The organism is Bradyrhizobium sp. TM233 (assembly GCF_036247965.1).
Lineage (GTDB): Bacteria > Pseudomonadota > Alphaproteobacteria > Rhizobiales > Xanthobacteraceae > Bradyrhizobium > Bradyrhizobium ottawaense.
In genome coordinates this window covers 1,005,472-1,022,116 of record NZ_BTIG01000001.1, presented here as the reverse complement: position 1 = coordinate 1,022,116, position 16,645 = coordinate 1,005,472, and the positions used below count along the sequence as shown (strand labels likewise).

The 16,645-nt window shown below is 64.9% G+C and carries 16 protein-coding genes and 1 riboswitch; of the genes, 13 read left to right on the top strand and 3 right to left on the bottom strand.

What is annotated here, in order from left to right:
- Nucleotides 1-85: 85 nt before the first annotated feature.
- The 5 genes from pstC to phoB are packed head-to-tail and all read left to right on the top strand — an operon-like array spanning nucleotide 86 to nucleotide 4,204.
- Nucleotides 86-1,075: a phosphate ABC transporter permease subunit PstC gene (gene pstC / locus AABA86_RS04885; RefSeq protein WP_026201750.1), complete on the top strand. Its 990-nt coding sequence runs from the start codon at nucleotides 86-88 to the stop codon at nucleotides 1,073-1,075.
- A 4-nt stretch (nucleotides 1,076-1,079) separates the two neighbouring features.
- Nucleotides 1,080-1,931 (top strand): phosphate ABC transporter permease PstA, encoded by an 852-nt coding sequence (gene pstA / locus AABA86_RS04880; protein WP_212243997.1) that lies wholly within the window; start codon nucleotides 1,080-1,082, stop codon nucleotides 1,929-1,931.
- Complete coding sequence (gene pstB, locus AABA86_RS04875; protein WP_212243999.1) at nucleotides 1,928-2,746, top strand: phosphate ABC transporter ATP-binding protein PstB; 819 nt, start codon at nucleotides 1,928-1,930, stop codon at nucleotides 2,744-2,746. The genes pstA and pstB overlap by 4 nt, the downstream gene beginning before the upstream one ends.
- A gap of 11 nt (nucleotides 2,747-2,757) precedes the next feature.
- Nucleotides 2,758-3,474, top strand: coding sequence for a phosphate signaling complex protein PhoU (gene phoU, locus AABA86_RS04870; RefSeq protein WP_212244001.1), 717 nt, complete (start codon nucleotides 2,758-2,760; stop codon nucleotides 3,472-3,474).
- Nucleotides 3,475-3,496: 22 nt separating this feature from the next.
- Nucleotides 3,497-4,204, top strand: a complete 708-nt coding sequence (phoB, locus tag AABA86_RS04865; protein ID WP_094976360.1) for a phosphate regulon transcriptional regulator PhoB — start codon at nucleotides 3,497-3,499, stop codon at nucleotides 4,202-4,204.
- 239 nt (nucleotides 4,205-4,443) lie between these two features.
- On the opposite strand, the gene AABA86_RS04860 is transcribed toward phoB, so the two are convergent.
- The gene (locus tag AABA86_RS04860; protein ID WP_028139786.1) at nucleotides 4,444-4,956 is read right to left on the bottom strand and encodes a GcrA family cell cycle regulator; all 513 of its coding nucleotides are present in this window, start codon (nucleotides 4,954-4,956) and stop codon (nucleotides 4,444-4,446) included.
- 456 nt (nucleotides 4,957-5,412) lie between these two features.
- Between AABA86_RS04860 and AABA86_RS04855 the strand changes: the two genes are divergently transcribed.
- The 3 genes from AABA86_RS04855 (at nucleotide 5,413) to AABA86_RS04845 (ending at nucleotide 8,875) form a co-directional block, all read left to right on the top strand.
- Entirely contained in the window at nucleotides 5,413-6,621 is a 1,209-nt protein-coding gene (locus AABA86_RS04855) for an aspartate aminotransferase family protein (protein ID WP_338305934.1), read from the top strand.
- Complete coding sequence (argF, locus tag AABA86_RS04850; protein ID WP_212244003.1) at nucleotides 6,621-7,556, top strand: ornithine carbamoyltransferase; 936 nt, start codon at nucleotides 6,621-6,623, stop codon at nucleotides 7,554-7,556. The genes AABA86_RS04855 and argF overlap by 1 nt, the downstream gene beginning before the upstream one ends.
- A gap of 311 nt (nucleotides 7,557-7,867) precedes the next feature.
- Complete coding sequence (locus AABA86_RS04845) at nucleotides 7,868-8,875, top strand: Hsp33 family molecular chaperone (protein ID WP_212244004.1); 1,008 nt, start codon at nucleotides 7,868-7,870, stop codon at nucleotides 8,873-8,875.
- Nucleotides 8,876-9,787: 912 nt separating this feature from the next.
- Here the strand turns inward: AABA86_RS04845 and apaG are convergent.
- Nucleotides 9,788-10,180 (bottom strand): Co2+/Mg2+ efflux protein ApaG, encoded by a 393-nt coding sequence (apaG, locus tag AABA86_RS04840; RefSeq protein WP_026202434.1) that lies wholly within the window; start codon nucleotides 10,178-10,180, stop codon nucleotides 9,788-9,790.
- 179 nt (nucleotides 10,181-10,359) lie between these two features.
- Here apaG and AABA86_RS04835 point away from each other — a divergent pair, with 179 nt between their 5' ends.
- From AABA86_RS04835 to AABA86_RS04825, 3 genes are read left to right on the top strand one after another with little or no spacing between them, the layout of a single operon-like run.
- Nucleotides 10,360-11,670 carry an OpgC domain-containing protein gene (locus tag AABA86_RS04835; protein ID WP_212244005.1) on the top strand — a complete coding sequence of 437 codons (1,311 nt, stop codon included), beginning with the start codon at nucleotides 10,360-10,362 and terminating at the stop codon, nucleotides 11,668-11,670.
- Nucleotides 11,670-12,443 carry an SGNH/GDSL hydrolase family protein gene (locus AABA86_RS04830; protein ID WP_338305933.1) on the top strand — a complete coding sequence of 258 codons (774 nt, stop codon included), beginning with the start codon at nucleotides 11,670-11,672 and terminating at the stop codon, nucleotides 12,441-12,443. Before AABA86_RS04835 ends, AABA86_RS04830 begins: the two co-directional genes overlap by 1 nt.
- A gap of 12 nt (nucleotides 12,444-12,455) precedes the next feature.
- A complete protein-coding gene (locus AABA86_RS04825) occupies nucleotides 12,456-13,448 on the top strand; it encodes an SGNH/GDSL hydrolase family protein (RefSeq protein ID WP_338305932.1) in 993 nt (330 codons plus the stop codon).
- 107 nt (nucleotides 13,449-13,555) lie between these two features.
- Here the strand turns inward: AABA86_RS04825 and AABA86_RS04820 are convergent, their stop codons facing one another.
- Nucleotides 13,556-14,743, bottom strand: a complete 1,188-nt coding sequence (locus AABA86_RS04820; protein ID WP_212244009.1) for an O-succinylhomoserine sulfhydrylase — start codon at nucleotides 14,741-14,743, stop codon at nucleotides 13,556-13,558.
- Nucleotides 14,744-14,817: 74 nt separating this feature from the next.
- Nucleotides 14,818-14,897, bottom strand: a riboswitch (SAM riboswitch).
- Between the two features lie 80 nt (nucleotides 14,898-14,977).
- Here AABA86_RS04820 and AABA86_RS04815 point away from each other — a divergent pair.
- A complete protein-coding gene (locus AABA86_RS04815; RefSeq protein WP_433960960.1) occupies nucleotides 14,978-16,114 on the top strand; it encodes a 2'-deoxycytidine 5'-triphosphate deaminase in 1,137 nt (378 codons plus the stop codon).
- A 109-nt stretch (nucleotides 16,115-16,223) separates the two neighbouring features.
- Complete coding sequence (locus AABA86_RS04810; protein ID WP_338305931.1) at nucleotides 16,224-16,640, top strand: PAS domain S-box protein; 417 nt, start codon at nucleotides 16,224-16,226, stop codon at nucleotides 16,638-16,640.
- Nucleotides 16,641-16,645: the final 5 nt, after the last annotated feature.

The window sequence follows — 16,645 nt, the reverse complement described above, 5'->3', positions numbered from 1 at the left end:
GCGTGCGCCGCGTCCGGAGCGCGAGACCGACAAAAAGACTGACAACAAGCGTATATAACGGGCACAGGGGATCGGCGTGGCAGAGATGGCCGTTCAGAGCGATGTAATCGACGACGCCGGACCGTATGACCGCGCCAAGGCCTTGAGCGCGTTCAAGCTCGGCGACGTCACCTTCTACTGGATCACGCGGCTGTCCGCGATCTCGGTGCTGCTCATCCTCGGCGGCATCATCGTCTCGCTGATCGTCGGCGCGTTCCCGGCGATGAAGGAATACGGCTTCTCCTTCCTGTGGACACAGCGCTGGGCGCCGTCGGCCGATCCGCCCGTGCTCGGCGCGCTCGGACCGATGTACGGCACGCTCGTCACCTCCTTCATCGCGATGCTGATCGCCATTCCCGTCGGTCTCGGCATTGCGATCTTCCTCACCGAGCTCTGCCCGCAATGGCTGCGCCGCCCGATCGGCATGGCGATCGAGCTGCTCGCCGGCATTCCCTCGATCATCTACGGCATGTGGGGCTTCTTCGTGCTGGGCCCGTTCCTGGCCAACACCTTCCAGCCCTTCATGATCAGGATCTTCGACGGCGTCCCGGTGCTGGGCGCGATCTTCGCCGGTCCGCCGTCCTATCTCAGCACGTTCAACGCCGCGCTGATCCTCGCCATCATGGTGCTGCCCTTCATCACCTCGATCTCGGTCGACGTGTTCAAGACGGTGCCGCCGGTTCTGAAGGAGGCCGCCTACGGCGTCGGCTGCACCACCTGGGAAGTCGTCCGCAGCGTGGTGATCCCCTACACCCGCGTCGGCATCATCGGCGGCGTCATGCTGGCGCTGGGCCGCGCGCTCGGCGAGACCATGGCGGTGACCTTCATCATCGGCAACTCGTTCCGCATCTCCTCATCGATCTTCGCGCCGGGCACCACGATCTCGGCGGCGATCGCATCCGAGTTCGCCGAGAGCGACGGTCTGCACCAGTCCGGCCTGATCCTGCTCGGCCTCTTGCTGTTCGTGCTGACGTTCTTTGTGCTGGCCGCCGCGCGGCTGATGCTGATGCGGCTGGACAAGAAGGCGGGGAAGTAACGTCATGGCGCTCAATCCGATCTATTCGCGTCGCCGCCGCAAGGACATCGTGATCCGCGGACTCTGCTTCGCCGCGGCCGCCTTCGGCGTCACCTGGCTCGCGCTGATCCTGATCACGCTGCTCTTCAACGGCCTGGCCGGCCTCAATCTTGAGCTCTTCGTCGCGGATACGCCGCCTCCGGGCTCGACCGAAGGCGGTCTGCGCAACGCGATCGTCGGTTCGATCATCATGACGGTGATCGGCGTCGGCATCGGCGCGCCGCTCGGCCTGTTCGCCGGCACCTATCTTGCCGAATACGGCCGCAACGACAAGCTGACCTCGGTGATCCGCTTCATCAACGACATCCTGCTCTCGGCGCCCTCGATCATCATCGGCCTGTTCATCTATGGCGCGGTGGTGGTGCCGATGCGTGGCTTCTCCGCGATCGCAGGCGCGCTCGCGCTCGCCGTCATCGTGATCCCGGTCGTGCTGCGCACCACCGAGGACATGCTGCTGCTGGTGCCGAATCCCCTGCGCGAGGCGGCCTCGGCGCTGGGCCTGCCGCGCTCGCTGGTGATCAAGCGGATCGCCTATCGCGCCGCGCGCTCGGGCCTCATCACCGGCGTGCTGCTCGCCACCGCCCGCGTCGCCGGCGAGACCGCGCCGCTGCTGTTCACCGCGCTGTCGAACCAGTTCTTCAGCCTCGGCCTGAACAAGACGATGGCCAATCTGCCGGTCACCATCAACAACTTCGTCCAGAGCCCCTACGCCTATTGGAAGCAGCTCGCCTGGAGCGGCGCGCTGCTGATCACGCTCACCGTGCTTGCCCTGAACATTGGCGCGCGCATCCTCGGCGCCGAGAGGACTGCAAAATGACCGACCTGTCCGTATCCATGAGTTCCAGCGCCCATCTGGCCTCGCAGCCGCTGCCGGAAGCCCCGGCCAAGGTGACGGTGCGCAATCTCAATTTCTATTACGGCGAGCACCACGCGCTGAAGAACATCAACCTGACGCTCGGCGCCAACCGCGTCACGGCGTTCATCGGCCCGTCGGGCTGCGGCAAGTCGACCCTGCTGCGCATCTTCAACCGGATGTATGACCTCTATCCGGGCCAGCGCGCCACCGGCCAGCTCATGCTGGACCAGACCAACATCCTCGACCCCAGGCTCGACCTCAACCTGCTGCGCGCCCGGGTCGGCATGGTGTTCCAGAAGCCGACGCCGTTCCCGATGACGATCTACGAGAACATCGCCTTCGGCATCCGCCTCTACGAGAAGATCTCGAAGTCCGAGATGGATGACCGCGTCGAGAAGGCGCTGCGCGGCGGCGCGCTGTGGAACGAGGTCAAGGACAAGCTCAACGCCTCCGGCCTGTCGCTCTCCGGCGGCCAGCAGCAGCGCCTGTGCATCGCCCGCACCGTCGCGGTGCGCCCTGAAGTGATCCTGTTCGACGAGCCCTGCTCGGCGCTCGATCCGATCTCGACCGCCAAGGTCGAGGAGCTGATCCAGGAACTGTCCGAGAACTACACGATCGCGATCGTCACGCACAACATGCAGCAGGCGGCGCGCGTCTCCGACAAGACCGCCTTCATGTATCTCGGCGAACTGATCGAGTTCGACGACACCAGCAAGATCTTCACGTCGCCGACCGACCGGCGCACGCAGGATTACATCACCGGCCGGTTCGGCTGAGGAGACGCAATATGGGTACCGAACATACCGCAAAGGCTTTCGACACCGACCTCCAGGAGCTCACCCGCCTGGTCGCCGAGATGGGCGGCATCGCCGAGCGCATGATCGTCGATTCCGTCGACGCGCTGATCCGCCGCGACGTCGCGCTCGGCCAGCGCGTCGTCACCATCGACGCCGAGCTCGACGCGTTGCAGAAGCGCATCGAGGAACGCGCCGTGCTCACCATCGCTCGCCGCCAGCCGATGGCGGTGGACCTGCGCGAGATCGTCGGCGCGATGCGCGTCGCGACCGACCTCGAGCGCATCGGCGACCTCGCCAAGAACATGGGCAAGCGCGTCGCCGCGCTGGAGACCGACTTCCATCCGCTGAAGCTGTTCCGCGGCCTGGAGCACATGACCGACCTCGTGCAGCAGCAGGTCAAGTCGGTGCTGGACGCCTATGCCGCACATGATCTGCCGGCGGCGATGGCGGTGTGGAAGGGCGACGAGGAAGTCGACGCGATCTGCACCTCGCTGTTCCGCGAGCTCCTCACCTACATGATGGAGGATCCGCGCAACATCTCGTTCTGCATCCATCTGATGTTCTGCGCCAAGAACATCGAGCGGATCGGCGACCACGCCACCAACATCGCCGAGACCGTGTTCTACATGATCGAGGGCCAGGCGATGACCGACAAGCGGCCGAAGGGCGACATGACCACCTTCGCCACCACGATCCCGAATACCTGAAGTCTTAAGGAGCGACGACACCATGGGCGCACGCATTATGGTGGTTGAGGACGAGGAAGCTCTCACCGAGCTTCTCCGCTACAACCTCGAAGGCGACGGCTATGACGTCGAGACGGTGATGCGCGGCGACGACGCCGACACCCGCCTCAAGGAACACATCCCGGACCTGATCGTGCTCGACTGGATGCTGCCGGGCCTGTCGGGCATCGAGCTGTGCCGCCGGCTGCGGACCCGGCCCGACACCAAGCAGCTCCCGATCATCATGCTCACCGCGCGCGGCGAGGAGAGCGAGCGGGTGCGGGGACTTGCGACCGGCGCCGACGACTACATCGTCAAGCCGTTCTCGGTGCCGGAGCTGCTCGCCCGCGTGAAGGGCCTGCTGCGCCGCGCCAGTCCTGAGCGGCTCGCGACAGTGCTGGCCTATGGCGACATCGAGCTCGATCGCGACAAGCGCCGCGTGGCGCGCTCGGGCCGGCCGATCGATCTCGGTCCGACCGAATATCGCCTGCTGGAGTTCTTCCTGGAGCATCCCGGCCGCGTGTTCTCGCGCGAGCAGCTGCTCGACAGCGTCTGGGGCCGCGACATCTACATCGACGAGCGCACCGTCGACGTCCATATCGGCCGCCTGCGCAAGCTGCTCAATCTCGGCCGCGAGCAGGACCCGATCCGCACCGTCCGCGGTGCCGGCTACGCGCTGGACGACCGCTTCGCGAAGGCGGAGCAGGCGTAGGGTTTGCAAGCGCTGGAGTTGGTGGGCTGTCGCCTCACACTCAGCGTCGTCCCGGACAAGCGTCAGCGCAGATCCGGGACCCATAACCACAGGCAGTGATTTGGCGAAGACTCGGAGTGACCATCTCGCGCGACAACTGCGCCCTGTGGTTATGGATCCCCGCGTTCGCGGGGATGACACCGAGTTGGTTGAGGCGCCGTCGTGTGACGGCTGCCGTCTTTGCGATCAGCTAAATCCGCTCACCGCGGGCCCGGCTTTGCCGGGGCACGCCGGCGATCCGCCGCCGGCTGATAGGCCACGCGCGAGTGCTGGGCGCAGTAGGGCAGGCCGGACAGCGCCCGGCCGCCGCAGAAGAAGAAATCCGGGCTGGAGGGATCGCCGACCGGCCAATGGCAGGTCGCCTCGTTCAGCTCGAGCAGCGACAGCCGCTGGCTCATCGGCACCACGTTGTCGTAGGTGACGGGTTCAGCCTCCACCTCGACCTCGAAGGCCTGCGCCAGCGCGGTGTTGCCGCGCGCAATGGGGCGGGTCACCCGCATCATGTGCTGCGCGGGACGCGCCTTGCGCGGCCGGGGCGCTGCCGATGAAGGGCTCTTGGCACGGCCGGACAGACCGAGCCTGTGCACTTTGCCGATCACGGCATTGCGGGTCACATTGCCGAGCTCAGCTGCGATCTGGCTGGCCGAAAGTCCGGCCTCCCAGAGCTTTTTCAGCTGCTCGACGCGATCGTCGGACCAGGTCAAAACCGTCATTGCACCCTTTCCCTCGCTACGCGCCAGCCATCCTGGGGCCTCGCAGCGATTGCCTAAGCCTTCAAAAACCCGTGCCGTCAGAATCCCTTAAGGCTCGCCGGGCGCGTGACTGACGCCCGAACGTTTACGCCGGTACATGAGGACTCTTGGGATCAGAACCGCTGCACGAGATGTCGTATCTGACAATCCAAACGCTACAATATGGCGTGACTCCCGCGCAAGAGTCCGCCGACTCGCTTCCACATGTTCCGTGGTGAAAACCCGCAAAATCGGCACCGCAAGACTACGGATTCAGCGTTTCGCGAGGCTTTCCGGGCGGCATTGACACCCGTCTTGCCAGGCATAAGATAGTCGCGCGTGCCGCCCTTAAAAGGCGGCACGTTTCGTTTTCCGGGCCGGTCGATGGTGCGTTGCGCAATGCACGCGTCACACCGTCCGCAACATTCAAGTGACATCATGACTAACAGCGCAGCGCCGCATTTGCTCCCCGTTTTCGCCAGAGCCGACCTCGGCTTCGAGCGCGGCGAAGGCTGCTGGCTGATCGCGACCAATGGCGATCGCTATCTCGATTTCACCTCGGGCGTGGCTGTGAATGCGCTCGGCCATTGCCACCCGCATCTGATCAAGGCGTTGCAGGAGCAGGCGACGAAGCTCTGGCACATGTCGAACCTGTTCCAGAGCCCGGATGGCGAGAAGCTCGCCAACCGGCTTTGCAACGAGAGCTTTGCCGACTTCGTGTTCTTCTGCAATTCGGGGGCCGAAGCGCTGGAGGGTGTGATCAAGCTGGTCCGCCATCATCACTTCTCCAAGGGGCATCCGGAACGTTATCGCATCATCACCTTCGAAGGCGCCTTTCACGGCCGTACGCTGGCAACGCTCGCCGCGACCGGATCTGCAAAATATCTCGAAGGCTTTGGCCCGCCCATGGATGGCTTCGACCAGCTGCCGCACGGCGACATCGAGGCCGTCAAGAAGGCGATCGGTCCGGAGACCGCCGGCATCCTGATCGAGCCGATCCAGGGCGAGGGCGGCGTGCGTTCGGCAACGCCGACCTTCCTCAAGGCGTTGCGCCAGCTTTGCGATGAGAAGGGCCTGCTGCTCGCCTTCGACGAGGTGCAGACCGGCATGGGCCGCAGTGGTGATCTGTTCGCCTATCGGCGCACCGGCGTCACGCCGGACGTGATGTCGCTGGCGAAGGCGCTCGGCGGCGGCTTCCCGATCGGCGCGGTGCTGGCGACCGCGGATGCGGCGGCCGGCATGGGGCCCGGCTCGCACGGCTCGACCTTCGGCGGCAATCCGCTGGCGGTCGCCGCGGCCAATGCCGTGCTCGACGTCATGCTCAAGCCCGGCTTCTTCGACCACGTGCAGAGAATGTCGCTGCTGCTGAAGCAGAAGCTCGCCTCCGTGATCGACCGCCATCCCGATGTCGTCAGCGAAGTGCGCGGCGAAGGCCTTCTGATCGGCATCAAGGCCGTGGTGCCCTCCGGCGATCTGGTCGCGGCGCTGCGTCACGAAAAGCTGCTCACCGTCGGGGCCGGCGACAATGTCGTGCGTTTCCTGCCGCCGCTGATCGTGACCGAAGCCGAGATCGAGGACAGCGTCGGGCGGCTCGAGCGCGCCTGCGCCGCAATCTCGTCCAGCCAGACCAAGCGGGCGGCAAGCTGATGAGCAAGTCCCCCAATAAAACTCCAAAGCACTTCCTCGATATCAACGAGCTGCCGCTGTCCGAGCTCAAGAACATGCTCGCGGCGTCCTCCGCCATGAAGGCGAAGCAGAAGGCGCAGCAGCCGGTCAGGCCGCTCGAAGGCAAGACGCTGGCGATGATCTTCGAGCGCCCGTCGACCCGGACACGCGTGTCGTTCGACGTCGCGATGCGCCAGCTCGGCGGCGAGCCCATCATGCTCACCGGTGCGGAGATGCAGCTCGGCCGCGGCGAAACCATCGCCGACACCGCGCGCGTGCTGTCGCGCTATGTCGACGCCATCATGATCCGCATCCTCAACCACGACGCGTTGCTGGAGCTCGCGGCCAACGCCACCGTGCCGGTCATCAACGGCCTGACGCGGCGCTCGCACCCCTGCCAGGTGATGGCCGACCTCATGACCTATGAGGAGCATCGCGGCCCGATCGAGGGCAAGACGGTGGCCTGGACCGGCGACGACAACAACGTGCTGGCGTCCTGGGCTCACGCCGCCGAGCGCTTCAAGTTCCAGCTCAATGTCGCAACCCCGCCGGAGCTCGCGCCGAAAAAAGCGATGCGCGACTTCATCAAGGCGACCGGCGCGCCGATCATGCTCGGCACCGATCCGGAGGCCGCCGTGCGCGGCGCCGACTGCGTCGTCACCGACACCTGGGTGTCGATGGGCGACAAGGAAGGCGAGCACCGTCACAACGTGCTCAAGCCCTATCAGGTCAACGGCAAGCTGATGTCGCTGGCCAAGCCCGACGCGCTGTTCATGCACTGCCTGCCCGCCCATCGCGGCGAGGAGGTCACGGATGAAGTGATCGACGGTCCGCAATCGGTCGTGTTCGACGAGGCCGAAAACCGCCTGCATGCGCAGAAGGGCATTCTGGCCTGGTGTTTTGACGCGGTGAAGTAGCTTCGCTGGAGGCCCGGCGATCACCTCACATACGGTGTCGTCCCGGACAAGCGCAGCTTCTGGCAACGCGTAGCGTTGTCCAGAACGGAGCGCCGATCCGGGACCCATAGCCACAGGACTGAGTTTGGCGAGGACTCGGAGTTGTCAGCTCGCGCCATCACGTCATCCTGTGGTTATGGATCCCGGGCTCGCGCTTCGCGCGCCCCGGGACGACACCGAGTTTGAGGTTGCTTCGTTCAGTTCGACTTGTATCCGGAACACACCGCCCGCACCCCCTTCCATTTCCGCCCTCCGACCCCAGATAACGCCCCATGGTTTCCCAATCCCCTGAGATGAAAGCCGGCCCCGAAGGCCCGGTTCGCGCGCCATCAGCGGTTCCGATCGATGACGCCGTGTTGCCCTACGAGGTTGACGCGCTCGACGTGCGCGGGCGCCTGGTGCGGCTTGGCCCGGCGCTCGACGAGATCCTGACCAAGCACGATTATCCGGCGCCGGTCGGCAAGCTGCTCGGCGAGGCCATCGTGCTGACGACGCTGCTCGGCACCGCGCTGAAATTCGAGGGTCGCTTCATCCTGCAGGCCCAGACCGACGGCCCGGTGTCGTTCCTGGTCGTCGACTACATGGCGCCGGATCGCCTGCGCGCCTATGCGCGTTTTGATGCCGCGCGTCTCGGCGATACCAAGGATTCCGGCACGCTGCTCGGCCGCGGTCATCTTGCCATGACCATCGACCAGGGACCCGACATGAGCCGCTACCAGGGCCTGGTCGCGCTCGATGGCGGCAGTCTGGAAGACGCCGCTCACGAATATTTCCTGCGCTCCGAGCAGATCCCGACGCGCGTGCGCCTCGCGGTCGGCGAGGAGTGGCGTTCGAACGACGGCGGCAAGCATCGCTGGCGCGCCGGCGGCATGCTGATGCAGTTTCTGCCGAAGGCGCCGGAGCGCGCGCGGCAGGCTGATCTGCATCCCGGCGATGCCCCCGATGGCGTCGAGGTGCACAGCGTTGCCGAAGACGATGCGTGGGTCGAGGCGCGTTCGCTGATCGAGACCGTCGAGGACGTCGAGCTGATCGATCCCGAGCTCTCCGGCGAGCGGCTGTTGTTCCGCCTGTTCCACGAGCGCGGCGTGCGCGTGTTCAATCCGATGGTGCTCAAGGCGCAGTGCTCCTGCTCGCGCGACGCGGTCGCCTCCATGCTCAAGAGCTTCTCGCCCGACGACCGCGCCGCCATGGTCAAGGACGACAAGGTCGTCGTCACCTGCGAGTTCTGCTCCTCGGTGTACGATTTCACGCCGGACGAGGCGGGCGTGGAGGACGCGTGAGCGAGCTCTCGTAGGGTGGGCAAAGGCGCACCTGCGCCGTGCCCACGAGCTCTCGACGGCGGCGAAAGACGTGGGCACGCTTCGCTTTGCCCACCCTACGACAGCTTGGCGGGGAGCCGCTGTGTCGCCCGCTGTCAATCCACCAGCACAAAAATATTCCACTTTACCGAAATTCGGTTTCGGCGTATGTGTCGTCCATCCCGGCTCACCAAGAGGGGCGATCTTGTGTCGTCACGCATCGCGAGCCGGGCTTGCGGTGGACGCGGCAGCGTCGGCACGAGAGGCGCGGGCAGGGCGGGTAGTCCCTGTGAGCCCGAGGCTTCGTGCGGATGAGCGGCGCTGTTCAGTTCGTCTCGCGACATTCTTTCGGCAACGTCGACAAGGCCGGGAGATAATGTGGTGACCAGCGAACGCGCGTACGGCAAAACCGTGTGGTCCTGGCCGTCGTTGCTACGGTCAAGCCTTTCGAAGGTGCGCGCGAGCCCAACCGGGCAGACGGCATCGTCAATTCGAACGGCGAGGGAGGCCAGAGGGAACTCGGCTCCCGGGAGAGCACGGCATAAGCCGTCCAACCATCGCGCAGGGAAGGCCGAGTGATCGGCACCACCTGTATGCTGCTGTGCGGTTCTTTTTGCGCGTGCTTTCGCGCAGCGGACCGCGGGTGCGAGCCGGCACCCGGTCTTCCCTGCGCCCTCTTGGCTTTAGAGGGCGAAAGATGAAGCAAAGCTCGGGCGAATTGAGCCGCGAGGCTGCGATGGCGTGTCTGCAGCCATACACTCGGTGTCATCGCCCGACTTTGACCGGGGCGATCCAGTACTCCGAGACGGCGGTGATTGAACCGATAAGCCACGGCGTACTGGATTCCCCGTCTTCGCGGGGAATGACAGCGCGTCCGGACACGAGAGCGAGGCCTTAATTCAACACCCGCTTGTTGTCCGGGCTATCCAGCGAAAACGCGGGAACGTCGATCTCGAAGCGCTCACCGCTTTCGGTGACCATCTGGTAGCGGCCGGTCATGAAGCCGGAGGCGGTGGAGAGCGGAACGCCCGAGGTGTATTCGAAGCGCTCGCCGGGGGCCAGGATCGGCTGCTCGCCGACCACGCCCTCGCCCTTGACCTCCTGCTGGCGGCCGGAGGCATCGGTGATGATCCAGTGCCGCGTCTTGAGCTGCACGGTCTCCTCGCCCGAATTGACGATGACGATGGTGTAGGACCAGAAGTAGCGGGAACGGTCGGCCGACGACTGCTCCGGAACAAAGTTCGGCTCGACGGTCACTTCGATCTGGCGGGTCACGGCGCGGTACATGGTTGCTATCATACCGAAATCCGGCGCTGGAACCAAACGCCGGAGGCGGCTTTGGCGACATCGTCCCGCCAGAATTCGAGGGGAATGACACCCGGACGTGATCCGGCCGCTTTGCGAGACGACGACCGGACCGGTACACTCCTCAACGTCGCGATTTGCCGAAGGGTTTTTAGGCCCCGATGACCATTGCCGACCAAGTGACGGGATCGACGATCGCGGGAACCGCCAACCCTGCTGACGTCAAGCCCGCTGATGTCAGGCCTGCAGACAGCATGGCTGTGGACAGCAGGCCCGCGGGGGCGACGCCGCGCGCGAGGGCGCCGGCCATCACGCTGCCTGCCATCGGCGAGCGCGAGCTCCGGCTCGACCTGTTCCGCGGGCTGGCGCTGTGGCTGATCTTCATCGACCATCTGCCGCCGAGTCTGCTGACCTGGTTCACGATCCGCAATTACGGCTTCAGCGACGCCACCGAGATCTTCATCTTCATCTCCGGCTACACCGCCGCCTTCGTCTATGGAAGGGCAATGCTGGAGAGCGGCGTCGTCATCGCCACCGCGCGCATCCTGCGCCGGGTCTGGCAGATCTACGTCGCCCACGTCTTCCTGTTCACGATCTTCCTCGCCGAAATCTCCTACGTCGCAACCCGGTTCGAGAACCCGCTCTACACCGAAGAGATGGGGATCATGGATTTCCTCAAGCAGCCCGACGTCACCATCGTGCAGGCGCTGCTGCTGCGTTTCCGCCCCGTCAACATGGACGTGCTGCCGCTCTACATCGTGCTGATGCTGGCGCTGCCGCTGATCCTGTGGTCGATGAAATGGCGACCCGACGTCACGCTCGGCCTCTCGGTCGTGCTCTACGCGGTCACCTGGGAATACGATCTCTACTTCTCCGCCTATCCGAACGGCTTCTGGGCGTTCAATCCGCTGGCCTGGCAATTGCTGTTCGTCTTCGGGGCATGGTGCGCGCTCGGCGGTGCGCGGCGCATGTCGCGTATCCTGGCTTCGCCGGTGACGATGTGGATCTCGATCGCCTATCTCGCCGCGGCGTTCTACGTGACGCTGACCTGGTACGTGCCGCAGCTCTCCCAATTCATGCCGAAGCGGGTCGAGCAGTGGATGTATCCGATCGACAAGACCGACCTCGACGTGCTGCGCTTCACGCATTTCCTGGCGCTGGCCGCGCTCACCGTGCGCTTCCTCCCCCGGGATTGGCCGGGCTTGAAATCGCGCTGGTTGCGACCATTGATTCTATGTGGCCAGCATTCTCTCGAGATCTTCTGCCTCGGCGTCTTCCTGGCCTTCGCCGGGCATTTCATTCTCGCCGAAGTCTCCGGCGGGGCAGCCATGCATGCGCTGATTAGTCTCTCCGGGGTCCTGATCATGTGGGGCGTGGCCTGGGTGATTTCGTGGTACAAGCGCGTGGCTGACAAGAGCGGTGCGAAAACCAAAAACGCCGTCGGCAACGCCGATCTGGCGGGAGGGGGCTGATGAAGGCGAAGGTTCTCCTGAGCCTGGTCCTGCTATGCGGTAGCCTCGCCGCGCCTTTGGCGCGCGCGGGCGATGCTGCGCCTGCCACCGCGCCCGCGGCGTGCGAATTGCCGTCTTATCTGCTTACCAGCGAAAGCCAGCTTCCCAAGGTCGCCGAGGCCGTCAAGGCCGGCAAGCCGCTCGAAATCCTGGTCATCGGCAGCCGCTCGACCACGATTCCGTCCTCGGAGGGCAGCTCCTATCCGGCGCGCATGGAAGCGATTCTGAAGGAAAAGCTGCCGCCGTCAGAGCTGCTGCACGTCTCCGTAGAAATACAGAGCAAGCGAACGGCGGAGGAGGCCGCCTCGACCTTCGTTAAGCTGATGGAAGCAAAAACGCCTACTTTGGTCGTCTGGCAGACCGGGACCGTGGATGCCATCAGATCCATCGATCCCGACGAATTCCGCAGCGCCGTCACCGAAGGTGTTATTGCGTTGCAAAAGGCAGGGGCCGACGTCGTCTTGATGAATTTGCAGTACAGCCCGCGTACCGAAACGATGATCTCGGCCCAACCATTTCTCGATAATATGCGCGTCGTGGCGCAGGAGCACGATATTCCGCTGTTCGATCGTTTCGCGATCATGCGGCAGTGGAATGATCAGGGTCAGTTCGACCTGTTCAGCCCGTCCCGCGGGCCCGAGCTGGCGAAGCAGGTTCATGATTGCCTTGGCCGGGCGTTGGCACAGTTCGTGATCGACGCAGCCCATCTGGAGCCGGTCCAGCAGCAAAATTGAGGTCTAGCGTTAATGAGTTCTCTCCGCCCTTTTTGCCTGACGGCATGGCTGGCCGCGCCTGCAGCAGCAGTGCTGTTGTCGCTGGCGCCGGCCGTGCAGTCCCATGCGCAGACGCAAGCCGCACAGGCGACGCCCGCACCCGCGCAGTCAGTTGATCCGGCGCCCGCCTCGCCCGCACAGACCAATGTCGCCGCAACCTCTCCCGAGCAGCGCGGCATCACCGCGCGCGCCATCGACAAGGTGAAGCAGGTCGCCAAATCCGCCGGTGACGTCTTCAATCGCGTGCCCTGCCTGCCGCCGAAGGGCGGTGCGAAGGCGATGGGCTCGCTGCCGCATGTCGCGGGCAAGCTCGTCGCCGGCAAGCCCGTCCTCATCGTCGCGTTCGGCTCGTCGTCGACCGCAGGATTCGGCGCCAGCTCGCCGGAATTCAATTATCCCAATCGCCTCGCCGCGCAGCTGCACCGGCACTATCCGACCGCCGACATCACCGTCGTCAATGCCGGCGTCGGCGGCGAGGATGCGCCCGAGATGATGAAGCGCCTCCAGACCGAGGTGATCGACGTGCATCCGGATCTCGTGATCTGGCAGGTCGGCACCAACGCGGTGCTGCGCAACCTCGATCCCGGCGACACCGCAAAGCTGGTCGAGGACGGCATCAGCCGTATCCAGGCCGCCGGCGGCGCCGACATCGTGCTGGTCGATCCGCAATATTCGCCGGCCGTCAACCAGCGCGCCGAGAGCGCCGGCAAGATGGTGAAGCTGCTCGGCAAGGTCGCCGAGCTCCGTCACGTCGGCATCTTCCCGCGCTTCGAGGTGATGCGCGACTGGCACGAGAAGCAGGCTATCCCGGTCGAGAGCTTCGTCATCGCCGACGGCCTGCACATGAACGATTGGGGCTACGCCTGCTTCGCCCAGCTGCTCGGCGACGACATCATCCGCTCCGTCGGCCAGATCAAGCTAGGCGTGAACGTGCCGGGGGATGTGCGGACGTATCGGCCGATGTAGGCGCGGTGCCGTAGGGTGGGTTAGGCGAAGCCGTAACCCACCATGCTTCAGCGAATGCCGAACGAAGTTGGTGGATTACGCCTTCGGCTAATCCACCCTACAAAGCCTCACGCCTTCTCCAGCGCCGCGGTCAGATCCTCGATCAGATCATCGGCATGCTCGAGCCCTGCCGAGAAGCGAATAAAACCCTCGCTGATGCCGAGCGCGGCGCGGTCTTCCGGCTTCAGACGCTGATGCGTCGTGGTGGCCGGATGCGTGACGAGGCTCTTGGCGTCGCCGAGATTGTTGGAGATCTTCGCCAGCTTCAGTTCGTTGAGCACGCGGAACGCCGCCTGCTTGCCGCCCTTGACCTCGAAGCCGACCAGCGTCGAGCCGCCGCGCATCTGCTTCTTCACGAGCGCCGCCTGCGGATGATCGGCGCGGCCCGGGAAAACCAGTCGCGAAATCTTCGGGTGGCTCGCCAGCACGTCGGCGATACGCGCGGCGGTCTCGGTCTGCGCGCGCACGCGTACGCCCAGCGTCTCCAGGCCCTTGAGCAGAACCCAGGCGTTGAACGGCGAGATCGACGGGCCGGTCTGGCGCATGAAATTGTGGATGTGCTCGGCGATAAAGGCTTCCGAGGACAGGATGATGCCGCCGAGGCAGCGGCCCTGGCCGTCGATATGCTTGGTCGCGGAATAGACCACGACGTCGGCCCCGAGCGCGAGCGGGCTCTGCCAGATCGGCGTTGCGAACACGTTGTCGACGACGAGCCGCGCGCCGCCCTTGTGCGCGATCTCGGCGATGCCGGGAATGTCGAGCACGTCGAGCGTCGGGTTGGTCGGGCTCTCCAGGAAGAACGTCTTGGTGTTCGGCCTCACGGCGCGCTGCCATTGGTCGAGATCGAGCCCGTCGACCAGCGTGGTCTCGATGCCGTAGCGCGGCAAGAGGTCCTGCACGACGTAGAGGCAAGAGCCGAACAGGGCGCGGGAGGCCACGACGTGGTCGCCGGCCTTGAGCGGCGCCAGGATCGCGGTCGTCACCGCGGCCATGCCGGTCGCCGCCGAGCGCGCGGCCTCGGCGCCTTCGAGCTCGATCATGCGGCGCTCGAACATCGCGATGGTGGGATTGGAGTAGCGCGAATAGATGAAGCCCGGATCCTCGCCCTTGAACCGCGCCTCGCACTGCTCCGCGGTGTCGTAGACGTAGCCTTGCGTCAAAAACAGCGCCTCCGACGTCTCGCCATATTGCGAGCGCAGGGTGCCGGAATGGACCAGGCGGGTTTCGGGACGGTAGTTGGTGGTCGACTTCGACATAGGTACCTCCGACATGACCGTCTTGTCGAAAACGGTCACAAAAAAACCGGCCTGGATATCTCCACGGGCCGGGATCACAGAGGTCCCCGGCCTGTTTAGCGACTTATTTAACGTGGCTGCAAGCCGGCCGGCTCAAATCACCACGGGATAAGTGATGCTCATATTCCGCAATGCCCTTTCCGTCAAGCCGTCCATCGGATAGCCGTAAAAGACTTGTATTTCCGGCATGTCCGGATGCATTTGACCCCTGATGAGGACCCCCGGTTGACGTTCACGGTCGCGCCCGACGCCAATGGTATCCTGCCCGACCGCATGATCGCGGCGATGGCGAAGGCCGGGCTCATCCTGCCCGCCTATGATTTCGTCGAGAGCCAGATCCAGCCGGCGAGCCTCGATCTGCGTCTCGGCGACATCGCCTATCGCGTCCGTGCCAGCTTCCTGCCCGGTCCCGGCGCCACCGTCGCCGAGCGCATCGACGAATTGAAGCTGCACGAGTTCAGCCTCGCCGACGGCGCTGTGCTGGAGACCAACTGCGTCTACATCGTGCCGCTGCTGGAGAGCCTCGCGCTGCCTCCGGAGATCGTCGCGGCCGCGAACCCGAAGAGCTCCACCGGCCGGCTCGACGTCTTCACCCGCGTGATCGCCGACGGCACCCGCCGCTTCGACATGATCGGCGCCGGCTATCACGGCCCGCTCTATGCCGAGATCAGCCCGAAGACGTTTCCGGTGCTGGTCAGCGAGGGCTCGCGTCTGTCGCAGGTGCGCTTCCGCACCGGCGATGCCATCCTCAACGCCGACGAGCTCGATGCGCTTCATGCCGCCGAGCGCCTCGTCGATATCGACGATGCCGATCTCTCCGGCGGCGTCGCCGTCTCCGTCGATCTCTCCGGCGAGAAAGCGAACGGCTTCGTCGGCTACCGCGCCAAGCGCCACACCGGTGTGGTCGACGTCGATCGTCGCTCCGGCTATTCCGTCGAGGACTTCTGGGAGCCGATCTCGGCCCGCCCGGACGGCAGCCTGATCCTCGATCCCGGCGAGTTCTACATCCTGGCGTCGAAGGAAGCCGTGCAGGTGCCGCCCGACTACGCCGCGGAGATGGTGCCGTTCGATCCGCTGGTCGGCGAATTCCGCGTGCACTATGCCGGATTCTTCGATCCCGGCTTCGGCTATGCCGGCGCGGGCGGGCTAGGATCGCGTGCCGTGCTCGAAGTGCGTTCGCGTGAAGTGCCGTTCATCCTCGAGCACGGCCAGATCGTCGGCCGCCTCGTCTACGAGAAGATGCTGGCCCGTCCCGACGCGATGTACGGCCAACGCATCGGCTCGAACTATCAGGCCCAGGGCCTCAAACTATCGAAGCATTTTCGGGTGTAGCCCGATCCTGTAGCCCGGATGGAGCGCAAGCGTAATCCGGGGCAGTCTCACTCGTGGCACGATCCCGGATTACGCTCCGCTCCATCCGGGCTACATGCGAGGTGACGACATGAGCAACCCATCCGAACTCGACGCAAAGATCGCCGAAGACGTCGCGGATGCGCTGATCTATTCGGACCGCTCCGGCACGATCATGCGGTGGAACCGTGCAGCGACGGCCCTGTTCGGCTTCTCCGCGGCGGAGGCGCTGGGCCAGAATCTCGATCTGATCATTCCCGAGCATCTGCGTGCCGCGCACTGGAAGGGTTTCGAGGCCGCACTCGCGAGCGGCAGCATGAAGCTTGCAGGCAGGCCGACGCTGACCCGCGCGCTGCACAAGAGCGGGCGCAAGCTCTACATCGAGATGACCTTTGCGCTGGTGCGGGATTCCGGCGACAACGTTCTGGGATCGGTCGCGATGGCGCGCGATGTCACCGAACGGGTCGAGCGAGAGCGCGCGGCCAAGGCGCCGCCGCAAACTTCGTGATGCGG